Raw genomic sequence first — 13,049 nt, 5'->3', positions numbered from 1 at the left:
TGTTTAGTGTTAATGATGTAATTAATCTCGTTCCGTTAACCAATTATAAAATGGAACACGCTTAACAGGACGTTGATTTAGGCCCTGCAATTCAGCTTGTTTATTTTTGAGGAGATTATCAAAAGCTTGTTTTTTTACAAACAGCCCCTGCTCGGCACAATCAATCATGAACTGACGCCATGCAGAAGGACTTCTGTATAGCGGTAGTTGTTTCGAATCTGCTTCCAGGAATAAGGCACGTCGTGTTTCGTATTCATTTTCAACTGTATTTTTAAGGATTATCCAATCAGAATGATTGAAAGTGAGTTGCTTATAATCAATATTATGTTGCATTAGACTTCCATCCAATAATACTTTATGATTCATCGAACCCCTGTTTTGATAAAACACTAATAACGCTCCGATAGTATTAAAATCTATGCGATAATCATGGCAAACAATCAATTCAGTATCATTTTTTAGTAACCCATTCATTTGTTTCTGATGATATGCTGCACCAGTTAAAATATTCCTAATTTCTTTTAATAAATAAAAGTCCATAAAGTAGTTTGCAAGTTTACCTATTTCATCGTAATGTAATAGGCTATCAGAATGCTCTTTTAAATAGGCTTGAATAGACTTTCGATAAATTGTTAGTCCTATCTCTCCAGCGACCTTGAATAAGTCATTTTTATAACTTATTAAATGACTTGGTGTTTCTTTATTCAGTTCGTTCCATGCAATTGAATAACTTTCAGCAAATTGTATGAATTCTTGTTCAGAAGCAGCAAGTTTTAACTCGTCTTTCACCGTTGCAGAAGCTATTTTCACCTGGATAACATGATTTTTACTTTTATTAAGACTAGTCCGTATTTTCTTTTCACCTTTTGAAAACCCAAAAAATGAATAAAACTTTTCCTCTAAAAAAGGAGAATCTGCTTTAAGTAGAACTACTCGATCTTTATGTTCGGAACTTGCAAAGCCACTTTGCATACTTATTAAATCTGGTAATTTAATTTCGATAAGCCCATCTCGTACAAGTTGTAGTAGGGCCATTGAAACTTCTTTAAAAGATTCAAAGTAATCAACTCCGACTCCGTCTTTACGAACCTTATTACTATAAAGGTTTTCTATATGAAAACGTTGCCAAGACCCCATTCTCGTAACACTTATAAAGTAATAGAATAGACGTTTGTATCGCAGGGAGTAGTTAAGTACAGTAGGAGATGTATAAGCATTTATGAGTTTGATATAATTAAAACAATTATCTGAACCGTCAGTGTGGATATGGAAACGGGAATAGTATTTATTACCCTTTCGGATAATTAGTTGATGATATCTAGCTTCGCGTATCACACGAGAATATGTAATAGATTGCATTTTAAGATCGTAACGGGCTTGTTCTAAAGGGATTACAATTCTCCCGTCTAAATCTACAAAAGGACTAAGATACATTAAAAAGTCCATTGTGGAACGGGAAATATCGAGTTCACCCTTTCCAAACTGATAGACTAATTTACGATCAGGCTTAGCTAACCGCAAGCTATTGTTATGATTAGTTTCTTTATCTATTGTTGCAGCAACCATTTTCATTCCTCCATACTATGACAGCTTTTATGTTAATTATTCAAAAACTGAACTAGGTATAAATGCATTTTGAGTGCGGTCTTATTTTTTATGATTAGATACCCCATTGTAATTATTTACAATGGGGTATCATTATAAAATTCAAGAGCGAGCAATCAAGCAAATAGAAACCTATAAATTGAATAATTTATTGAACTGTAAATACCGTCAATTATGTATTGCATAAGGGCTTATGGTTTGCTATTATAGATATATCCACACACCACTATTTTAGGCAATAATAAAGACGACCTGTGCATCATATTTTCAAAAAAGATGCCAAGTTTATTTTGAAGCTTATTTAGTTAAAGTGCCTAGCTCTTAATTATCCTCTAATTGTTGGTAGCAAGCAGAGGATCGGTAAACTGTGATTGTGGTAAATCACATCTAGTAATAACAAAAACTATTAAAAACTTAAAACTAGGATTGTCCCATGGAACTTGTCTGGTAAACAAGTTCTTTTTTCTATTTATAAAAAGTAGAATAGAAAAAAGGTTCCAGAATGCTATTGTTTATATCCTTATATCCAAGCGCAGAAAAAATGCTTGAATAAACGACAACCCTCGTATGACAATCCGTGTAAAAAATACAAGGATAGGCATACGACGATCTTCGTTCGTGGGAATGGTCAATATTATGTTAGCAAATAAACGCATGTTTCGCAAACTCTTTTTTTATAGGCAAAATAGATTTGCATATTGATTTGTCTCGTGGTAATATATTTATACAATCATATAAAATCTTATCAAAGGTTGCTGAAGTCTATCTGATGCATATCCTGTGGTGAGTGGTCATAAAAACCCGCAGCTCTTCTAGCTGCGGGTTTTTATATTTCTTTATTTAAACCATTCACTTTATAAATTGAATTATGACGAATCCAATAAGACAAATTAACATACCAACAAATGAGAATTTAGTTAGTGTCAATGATTTTTGTTGAAAGACCATATTCTTTTACCCCCTTCTCAGTGCTTATTAACGAACTATTACTTAAATTACTAAGGGTTGCTGCTGTTTGTTTTAATTTGTCAAGTTCATCACTGATGTCGCGTATATTTAATAAAATCGTGTTTTTTTCATCTTTAGCAGTTTCAATTGCTTCATGTAATTTCTTCTTCTTTTCTTCGAAAGCGTTAAGTTCAATCTTCAATTTTTCTTGTTTTAATTCATAATTGGGATCTTTTGATTTAAACAACCAACCCAGTAGCCCACCTGGAGACGAATCTTCTTTTACCGTGTTAGATACTTGCATGAATGAAAGATAACCCTGCATGTCATCTAAGCGTCCTTGAATACTCCAAATTCGTTCCTCTCGTAATTTCAAGTCAATTGTATAATTATCACGTTTGGAAACTAACAAAGCTTGCTGTTCTTTATATGTTTCAAATGTTGACAATGTGTGTAGTAAGTTTTCCATACTTGTACCAGCATCTTGTTGACTCGCTCCAGCCTTCTTAAACTCGGATTCTTTATAATCACTGGATTCTTCAATAGAAGTTTCTACTCTTGTCCCAATAATTTCGGCGATATCCATGGGCGTGAAATCATTTTCATTTAATAGGAAGATCATTTTAAACTTAAATAATGAAATCCAATCGTATCTATAAAAACGGCCTCTTTTAGACACTGCTAAGTATTTTTTTAAATCGTTTCGTGTAACGTAATTTATAATTGTTTGATTACCTTCAATAGATAAGTGTTCTACAGCCTGAGTAGTTGAGTAACTATCCGAAAAAGAGATCTTTGAATAGTAATCTTCATTTGCAAACAATTTATCTTCTAACCCTTCATTACGAATTCTATTTAGTAAAGGATCCATTTTAAACCTAGCTTTGTATTCATTTATTATACTCTGAAGATTCATATCCTCACATCCCTTCTATAGTCTATACTATAAGGTTTTAGAAGTAGTTCTGACAAGAGTCACGACTTGTTTTATTGAGAAATATTTGAAGTGATTTGAAATGGTAGTTTAAATAAACCGGAATAAATATAAATTATTTAGAATTATGCTGAATAATTCCAGTAATGTTAAACGATTCTTTTTTGAGTTGTGAATTCTTCTATTTAGATTTAATTAAAGTGAATTTAAAGACTATGTCATATTTTAATACAGTTACAGTTGAAATTATTCAGCATAAACCAAAATTATTCTAAATTATTTTGGTTTATTGAGAGATGAAGGGTTAATTATTTCTATAATATATTGGTTCAGAGATTCAAATACTCCAAGGTTTATAGAGACTATTTTGGTTTATGCGAAGTGATTTGAATCTCTTTCACAAATAATTCTTAATTATGCTGAATTATTCATAGTGAACAAGATTCGTTGGAATATCTTACGAAGTTATACGTGAAAATTAATATATAACTACTATAATAAGTTCCATTCGAGAAATATAAAATAGTAGTGTTGAAATATTTCAGCATAAACTAAAATAATTAAGAATTATTTTATCTTAAGGAGTTTTAAAGGTAAATTTATTTTTATAAAACTTCACTTTAGAAACGTAGTCGTTACAATAGTTAATTATATTATTGCTGATTATGCGGAGTGATTTGAATTTTTTTTATATTAGTTCTTAATTATGCTGAATTATTTAGAATATTTTTTAGTGATTCGAACTTTCTACGCTCAAATAAATACATAATTACTATTACGAGGTCTATGGAACTTCATATATTAATTTTTAAATTGAAAGGGCCCAATTAATGAAAGGACCCTTACTAATATAGAAAAATATAATTTAATCGTTGTTTGAAAAATTCATACTTGCCAATAATTCATCTACGGAAGGCGCCGTATTTTCCTCAGCTTCCTTTATATCTTCTGGACCTGAAATATCCCCAAAAATATTATCTAAACCAAGATCGTTAAAGTCTAGTTTAATCTCATTATCATCTTTAGAATCTATTGATTGTATTTCCGTTTTTTCAAACTCGTAATTATTACTTCTTTCCATGAATTCTTTATATTCTTCGACTAATCCTTTCTCAAGGCGTTCTGGAAGACCGTCTACCTTATAAAATGTATACGCGGTTGCATTAAAATCATTTTTTGTATTTACATAGCCACTAAAGACCGTACCACTCATTGGTATCTCTTTATGTAAGTAGGAAATAGCGTCATCCAAAAATGCACCCCCTCCAAAATCATTATTACCATCTAATACCGATAAAATGCCGACATGATGTACTTTTTTTGTAGTTTTCTTTTCCTTAACTTGTTGGACGAGCTTTAAAGGGGTATGTAGATTATTTTGTTTGAAAGACTTCTTGACTAAATCTACAATAGCATCGTCACTTCTCACATCTTTGATTGGCATTTCTATTTTCGAGAGTACTAGACTTCCTGTGTGCTCCGTAATCGCTCTTCGAAAGTCCTGAGCATCGAGTATGACAGAAGCACCGCCTGAAGTAGTTGCGGTATTTAACTCGTGAAATATTTCTGAAATTTGTTTATTACCATAGTCACGATAGTTATTTATACCGTTTCTATTATTCACGGGTATTTTGTTGAATTCATCATAGAAGTGCTGGTTATCTGCGAATGTTACGAATGCAATACCCTTGGCAGGATTATTGGCAAGTTTCCATATTTTTTTCGCGAACTCATTGACCTGGCGTAATACATCTGGTCCATCATTACGGAGAGGTAAAGTAACAACAACGCCAATTTTAACAAATTTAGATTGGGCTCTTTTTAGAGCTTTATTGAGGTATTTTTGTTGATTATTTTTAAGTTCTTCTGGAGACTCTTCTATTCTAATTTTTTCTAATTCTTTAACTAGTAGAGGTTTATTCACAAAATCATAAAATTCTTCAATTGCTTTTACAATCGTTGCTGTTCCTGTACCACCGCCAAGACCGGCAAAAAAGAGGACAAGATCATCAGAAGGCCGGACTTTATCTCGAATGAAAGTCTTTAGTTTTTCCTTTGCATCTTTGTTTTCTTCTAAAATTTCCATAGCCATCTCTGGGTTTTTCCCAAGTCCGCCAAGATTTAATGATACCCTGTTTATTTCAGGAATGTTCTTAAGTCCTTCTAGATCACCATTGTTTGAGTTAAGAGCTAGGCAATTATAAGTAGGTTGGCCCTCTATGTTTTTGTATGCAGCAAATTCATCTGCCATTCTAGAACCGGCTTGTCCAAAGCCTACCATTGTCATATTTATTGCGGGCTTATTAGTAATGAAAGATTTAGCCATATATTATTCTCCCTCTTCCTCTAATATTTGTTGGTTTTGTTCTAATACTTGTAGCAGCTGTAAACCTCTGTGTGTGAGATACAAAAGTTTATATGGTGTCATGTACTTATAGTGAATTAATGACATACTTGCTAGTTTGTCTACGATTCGTTCTGCGGATTTTCGATCAATCAGTGTTTCTTGTTGTTCGTAGTGGAATCCTTTTTTATTTAGAATTTTTACTCGACGATTCGTTTTGATATTTTCTATCAGTTGTAATATAGATACGTTTTCCTTTTCTTGTCGTTTTCTTGCAATGAACTTTAATATCTGTCGGTGAACATCATCTCTTTTAAGTATAGCTTCAAACATTTGGACAACCTCTGGTGAAAATTTAATATGTTGAAATTCTTCGTTTAACTTCTCATCCACGTATTAACCTCCTATTCAAGAAACTACCTCTTCACGAGGTGTCTGTTATTAGATACTATATCAAAGAAAAAGCTTTTAATCAAGCATTAAATTTGTTTCTGAATAATGCCGTAAAGCGTTGATATGTTTGTATTTGTTAGTGGTATCTACTTATAGACACTATGTATTTTATTTAGCTTTATATTCTCTTTTTCATAGTTGGTTTTGTTTTAATATTGACTTGAATACTAAGTTTATCATTACTTTTCACTATTTATATAGCATTTTTGAAATACATTATTCTTATAGACACTATGAAAATACGTTGGTATCATTACTTTTCTATTGATCTTAAAAATATAATAATGTTATAGTCCTTTATTTTAGACACTATGATTTATAAGAAGGTTATTTTTCAATTTTAATATATGGACTTGCTTTTATATTCAGAAATAATAACAGAGTATTGGTTAACCAATTTGTAAATCCAAGACTACTTTCACTTTTTAATTATTGAAGTATTGAAATGCACCGCCCATGCTTTTTCAATATTGACTAGAGTACCTAAATTTTTCTATATAACAAACAGTACTTATCTTGTATTTTGCAGTGCTCTAATATGAGGAAATAAAATTGCAAAAGTCTTAATCAATTAGTGTTCTCCCTTAATTATTTTAGTTTATTCGATAGATATTCCTTAAAAATCATTACTGTTAATCCACACATTACTAAAAAGCATTATAACCACACACTACTTGATTAACTTGTTTTAGTAGTGTGTGGTTATAGTATCTTGCATACCACATTACTATAACTCTTGTTAAACCAGTGTTTTATGGTTTTAAATTAAGCGTGAGTAATTACCCTTTTGATAACTATAAAATTGATTTCCCCGGACTCCCCCAAATACAATAGCTATTTCTTGTTTTCGGCTTATCTAATTCCTGATTTTCTGAGTTTTTACAGGTTTATATTTCGATATTTATAGCAAGGGCATGTCATACCTGTTATACTGAGTTCGAAATTAATTAAATAGCAAACAGGAGTACCCTGGTCGTGAGCGAGAACAGTCCTATACTGTTTTCGTTTTTGACCAGGGTATTTTTTTGTTGGAAAGGATCATCAGATATGAGCAATAAAAGTGTCGTACTTCGGTTAAGAAAAGACAAGATGGGTAATCGGGGTGTTTTTCTATTCGATGAAGACATTCTACTTTTAAAACAGTTGTTGATTCATCAGTCCATGCGTGCAACGACCATTCATGAATTCTACCAAGCACTTGCCCAGTACTCGATGAATGAATCGAGAAATGTTAATGGAATAACCAATCGTCTTGGTAAATTAACGGCTGCAGGCGTCTTAGTACAAAGCAGAGTTAAGTTGAGGGGTTCCTATTTTCTTTATCATTACCGTTTGGGGACAAGAGGGGTGGATGTACTTGTAGAGTTGAAGATATTGGATGCGAGCGATAAAGAGCGAGTCGTAGATAGTTCTAGGAAGTTTGCTATACCTTCCGAACATACTGAAGCTATGTCTCACATCGCAAATCAGATTTATATCTCTCTATACACTAACGACACGATTTCTGAATTCACACAGACAAGGGGGAGTGCTCATAAGGATTTCGGTCATTCTAGGTCACAAATAGATAAGATTGAAGAAAATGTTGTTCCAGATTGGGTATTCACATGTGGCGATACAATAGTATGTGTGGAAGTAGATACAGGCTCACAGCGCCAACACATGATTAAACACAAGTATAAATCGTATATTAAGCACGCTCGGCGGTTTATCGAAGCTGGTAAGAAAGTAGTTGTAGTTTTCTCAGTCGTAGATGGAACAATCTTTAATCGCTTTTCGAAAAATAGAGATAAACGTGTTTCATCCATAAAACAATTGGCTCCGCCTTTCAATGAATGGGTAAGTTATTTGGATGAAAAAACTCAGATAATGGATAGCGAAGAAAAACCTTTAGATTTACAGTTTTACGCTGTAAGCGCCAAGCAAACTGCTAACCTCATTGAGCGTATTTTAATTGGGTCACAACCGTTTTCTTCCGTGGATCGATTCCAGTATGCAGAGGATTGGATGCGAAAGGCTCGATACGTAATGGGAAAAGACTACGTGTTGGAGTCCATAGAGAAAGAACAGGTTTACTTGCCAAGAAGAGATCCTATCATGGATTGCGATTTGGTGGTTTCTGTGAAACCAAAAGGGCGGGAAAGGGAGCGGTTGTTTTTAGTTATTTACGGAGAAGAAGGTTCCGTAATAACCTATCAACTTATCAGAACGAATGGTGCGAGATTGTCCAAACTAAACGAAGTAGAACGTCCGAATTATGGCCGTCTCTTAGTTTGCTATGACGAGATGATAAATATGAAGGAGGATGTTTATGGACAACAATTACCTTGTGAGATGTGGCAAACTGACTCCGATAGTTGGGTGAAAGCTATGAGTGAAGGGCAGAAGGCTGCCGCCCCAGAAATTATGCATGTAATATCCCCATTTAAAAAGGAATGGAGGCGGTTCAATGAATGAACAAGCGGTATGGAAACAGAAAGCACCGCTCTTGTTGAGTACATTCCTAATCCTGATCACAACGTATCTATTCGCCTGGAGTTGGTCAAAGGTTGCATCTATCGTCGTAAGCGAATATCGAGATGATTGGATAACCTACGCACAGTCTCTATTTCGGGGTGGACAGTCAATTCCTCTATTCATAGTCCTGCTGTTTAGTGTGTTTGCAAGCTTCGCTTGGCTACTAAGTACTCGGGTAACTTTCTATCAATCAAAGGTAATGCGAGTTACCGTCTTTTTCTTGGCAGTTATGACATTCTGGGGAAGTCTTGCTGCATATGGCATGGCGCAATCACGAAAGCGGTTCATTCCCTATTTTAAAGAGCGACTATCACAGGTAATTGAAACGAATGGTTTTTTTGAGTCAATCGTGTTTGAACATACCCATGGCTTTTTCTTGATGTTAACTATGCTTCCGGTATTTATTATGTTCTTTATTTCGTTGTTTATCTTAACGAAGTACGCTCGACATGATAAAGAACTGAATGATCCTTTCTTTGAATATACGTGGAATGGACAGTGGCTTCAGAAGTTTTCTAAGCTGGAGCAAAAAGAGAGATGGCCTGATATTCAACTCGGTCAAAATACCTCTACAAAAGAAATGGTTACTATGCCAGGACGTGACCGTACACTGAATACCATGATTGTTGGTTCCATAGGGACAGGGAAAACTGCAGCACTTGGATTACCGATGATTAACCAAGATTTACATCATATGGTGTCATACATTAATGCTTATCCGGGCTTATATGAACGCGAGGACTTTAAGACTGAAGATGTCGGAGGCCGTTATATGAGTGGAATTTCCGTCATTGACCCTTCGAACGATCTATGCCAGAAAACACTTGAACTTGTGAGGGCTCACGGTATCCCGGAAGATGCGATAACGTATATCAATCCACTTGATCCAAAAACACCAAGCATTAACCCAATGCGTGGACCAGTAGATAAAGTGGCGGAGGTTCTTGCACAAGTTATTGCAGGACTGAATGATTCAAAGGATGGCGGCAACTTTTTCTTCGAACAAGCTCAACGTAATCACTTGAAGCATTACATCTATTTATCGAAGTTGCATGATACTGAAAAAGAAGTAACGTTTGATACATTGCTAGACATGTATAACAATCCTCAATTAGTTCGAAGTATGCACCTACAATTAAAAAAGACGTTTCCTGATTACTATGAGGAATTTGAAGACCGTGACGAGCGGAACTACTGGAAGATTGTACAGGGCATTGATGAATGGTTCGATTTGAACTTGTTACCTAAGACAATCCGTTCTGGAAATATGATGATTCCTGAACTAAACGATGATGGTCAGCAAGTGTTCTTTGATGCTAAAGAGGAGCACGTACAAGGGCTTCGCAATATTTTAAATGACATCGGGGCCAACCCGTTGATTCGCCGTGTATTGTTTGGTAAGAGTGACTTTGACTTTGACCGCCATATGGAAATAGGCGGCGTCTTGCTTGTAAATACAGCAAAAGGGGAACTTGTGAACCTTGCAAGGGTGCTAGGCAAGATTGTGCTCATGAATCTACAGAATGCAACCTTCCGCCGCTTACCAAACGTGTCAACATTTCACCATATCTTGATTGATGAAGCGCCGGACTACTTGTATAACGCATTTCGTGAATTTCCTGCACAGTCACGTAAATATAAAGTAACAGTAACAACTCTCCAACAAACGATTGCACAGCTAGCGGATCAGTTTGGTGAGCACTATATGACTACTTTGATTGGTACAATGCGTAATCGTATGGTGTATGGGGACGTGCCGGCTTTTGATGCGAAATATTTCTCCGATATGTTCGGTGAGAAAACCGTATATGAAGAGGGACAAAGTGAAATGTCAGTTTCGCCACTTCAAGAAGACCCTATGTCACGTTCCGGTTCGTCCTATTCGAAGGTACGTGAACAATCAATGTCGGGCGGAGACATCATGTTCCAAGATGCATTCCAATGTGCTGTGAAGATTGTTATTAACAATAAGCCGATGCCAGTTGTTCAAATTGCTGCAAACTTTGTTCCAAAGGAAGATTTTAAAGTTGCGAAGATTGTAGCGGAAGACGAGGCGGTTGAGGTTTGGTTAAGAGAGCGGCGCCAGTACGGGATAAAACCTGCTGAAGTGATCAATCACAATATTATAAGTGTCGAGGAAGCAGAGAAACAGAATGAGGAACTCTTTATCGAGGAGAGGAAACATGCAGCAAAGTTGAATCAGGAAATGATTGAACAAGCAGTCCGGGCTACTGTTGAACCCAAGCCCCGTGATGAAGTTGATTACAAGGACGTTTCGGCTAGAACACCTAGACCTCATCCAGTCGAACTGGAGGATATGTTAATCCTTGCGCCGCCTTTTAAAGAAAAAACGGCAGCTGCATCAACTCAATTGGAAGAAGAAATTGTTAAAGTTACGCAGCCCTTACCTGTAACACCTATATCAGTCCCAGTTAGTGTAGCATCTACATCATTGGGGCTTTCGGACATTATTTCTGAATGGACTGAAGATGATGATGAAGATAAGCCGCCTCGGAATGATAGTACCCAAAGCAATTCAATACATTCAGCGCAAGAACAAATAATGTCGAATCGTTCTGGTTACACGGAAAGTCAGTTGAGTCAGGATAATGAAGACTTCATAAAGAAATTAGGCGTAAGCGTTGAGCATGACTCTGAATGATAATAGGAAAAGGAAGAATACCTCCTATGAAACAAGTAATTGAAAACGTTGGACTTAAAAAATTGTTTGCAATTCAGGTACTTATAATTCTCCTTGTGTATGATTTGTCTATCATATATTTATTTTGGGAATCAGGGTATTTGTTTAATCCGTTTGTAGTGCCAGTCTCAATAACTGGCCCAATAGGGCTGATGAATTTGTTATTAATATTTGGTTTTGTTTATTTAGCGAAAAAAATGCAAGGGCAGACCTGATGTACTTTCAGTAATAAAAGACAAAGAGAGGGAAGTGGTTGTTCATGTTAGATTACTTTAAGAAAAAAAGGTTTGAAAATGATTTACAACATGATTCACAGGATGAACTGATAGGTGCAGACGAAGGTGAATTGTCAGCAGAACCATTTAAATTCGATTTATTCAGTCATAAACACGTAAATCCAAACATTGCTGTGATAGGTGATACCGATAAGACCCATTTCTTACAAAAATTAATTAATGAAGAAGTCGATAGTGCTACATCCCTTGTATTTGTAGATACTTATCGAGCAGCTACCTATGAAGAGTTTTCTTTGTTCTACGAAGGCGGCGCCACCATAGAAAACGCTACATCATTTACAGTGAACCCGTTTGATTCTGTTTCTAATTTTGAAAGTTCTGTTAAAAATGTGTCAATGTTTTTAGCGAGTTTTTCTAGGAGCTTGGATATAAAATGGACTCAGAAGCATACAGCGTACTGTGAAACGATGATCCTACAAACGATTACCACCGTTAAAGAAAGGCAAAATACGATTCCAACTCTGAGTGATTTGTTTAACGTTTATTTGGAATATCAACACCAAGTCAATGTTGAATTAAACAACACTTTATCAACAAATAACGTTTCTATCTGCCAAATTTTAGTGCCAAGTAAACGAACCATTGGCGAGTATGCAAACATAAGTGCCGAATTGAGGAATGAACTAAGGAATGCATTACTAGTTAGCGATATTGGAGAGGTGTTAAAGCTTTTCATAGGTGGTTCCTCTTTACTCAAAAAAACATTCAATGGGCACACAAACCTACCAACATTGGAAACTGCACTTACTATTATAAATGTAGAAACGATTACCAAAACATTCCGTGGAGCTTATGTGGCACTTGCTACAAACTTTTATGAACAGCAACAGCGGAACATGGTAAACCCGTATCAAGAGGGGGTAGTATCCAACAGACCACTACGTAAATTAGCACTATATTATGACATACAAGAATTCATATATGAAGACGATTTATTCTTGTATCACATTGAACAAAGTCTTAGAAAAGGGAGAACTGTCAATCTATCGATAAGGTTATCTCCGCCTATCCAATTTTTAGAGGAATCGTTTGGTAGACAAAAACACATGTTGGAGAATTGCGCCAACATCTACATTCAAAGATTGCCCAACTCATTGAAAGAAACAATTGATTTACACTTTGATTTGCCTGAAAATATAACCTTTGACATCTTCAACCTTTTAGCGCAGGGTGAAGGTTATCTCCTGCAAGGTAACAAGACTACAGCTTTAAATGCCGAGTTAATGCTGTGTTAAATTAGTGCGATTACTA

The 13,049-nt window shown here is 35.2% G+C and carries 8 protein-coding genes; 4 read left to right on the top strand and 4 right to left on the bottom strand.

Annotation, left to right across the window (positions count from 1 at the left end; translation table 11 throughout):
- Positions 1-21: 21 nt before the first annotated feature.
- From MKZ11_RS24240 to MKZ11_RS24225, 4 genes are all read right to left on the bottom strand, one after another.
- Entirely contained in the window at positions 22-1,566 is a 1,545-nt protein-coding gene (locus tag MKZ11_RS24240) for a hypothetical protein (RefSeq protein WP_340797149.1), read from the bottom strand.
- Between the two features lie 952 nt (positions 1,567-2,518).
- Entirely contained in the window at positions 2,519-3,469 is a 951-nt protein-coding gene (locus tag MKZ11_RS24235) for a hypothetical protein (RefSeq protein ID WP_340797148.1), read from the bottom strand.
- Between the two features lie 883 nt (positions 3,470-4,352).
- Positions 4,353-5,813 (bottom strand): cell division protein FtsZ, encoded by a 1,461-nt coding sequence (locus MKZ11_RS24230; protein ID WP_340797147.1) that lies wholly within the window; start codon positions 5,811-5,813, stop codon positions 4,353-4,355.
- A gap of 3 nt (positions 5,814-5,816) precedes the next feature.
- On the bottom strand, positions 5,817-6,224 hold the full coding sequence (locus MKZ11_RS24225; RefSeq protein WP_340797146.1) for a hypothetical protein: 408 nt from the start codon (positions 6,222-6,224) through the stop codon (positions 5,817-5,819).
- 1,107 nt (positions 6,225-7,331) lie between these two features.
- Between MKZ11_RS24225 and MKZ11_RS24220 the strand changes: the two genes are divergently transcribed.
- Genes MKZ11_RS24220 through MKZ11_RS24205 form a run of 4 tightly spaced genes read left to right on the top strand, consistent with a single transcriptional unit; the run spans position 7,332 to position 13,033 of the window.
- The gene (locus MKZ11_RS24220) at positions 7,332-8,741 is read left to right on the top strand and encodes a replication-relaxation family protein (RefSeq protein WP_340797144.1); all 1,410 of its coding nucleotides are present in this window, start codon (positions 7,332-7,334) and stop codon (positions 8,739-8,741) included.
- The gene (locus tag MKZ11_RS24215) at positions 8,734-11,463 is read left to right on the top strand and encodes a type IV secretory system conjugative DNA transfer family protein (RefSeq protein ID WP_340797143.1); all 2,730 of its coding nucleotides are present in this window, start codon (positions 8,734-8,736) and stop codon (positions 11,461-11,463) included. The genes MKZ11_RS24220 and MKZ11_RS24215 overlap by 8 nt, the downstream gene beginning before the upstream one ends.
- A gap of 26 nt (positions 11,464-11,489) precedes the next feature.
- Positions 11,490-11,717: a hypothetical protein gene (locus tag MKZ11_RS24210; RefSeq protein WP_340797142.1), complete on the top strand. Its 228-nt coding sequence runs from the start codon at positions 11,490-11,492 to the stop codon at positions 11,715-11,717.
- Positions 11,718-11,761: 44 nt separating this feature from the next.
- The gene (locus MKZ11_RS24205) at positions 11,762-13,033 is read left to right on the top strand and encodes a hypothetical protein (RefSeq protein WP_340797141.1); all 1,272 of its coding nucleotides are present in this window, start codon (positions 11,762-11,764) and stop codon (positions 13,031-13,033) included.
- Positions 13,034-13,049 lie beyond the last annotated feature (16 nt).

The sequence above is a fragment of the Sporosarcina sp. FSL K6-1508 genome (assembly GCF_038007465.1).
Taxonomy (GTDB): Bacteria; Bacillota; Bacilli; order Bacillales_A; family Planococcaceae; genus Sporosarcina; species Sporosarcina psychrophila_B.
Note: the sequence above shows the minus strand (reverse complement) of the source record. Positions and strands in the feature narration are given on the sequence as shown.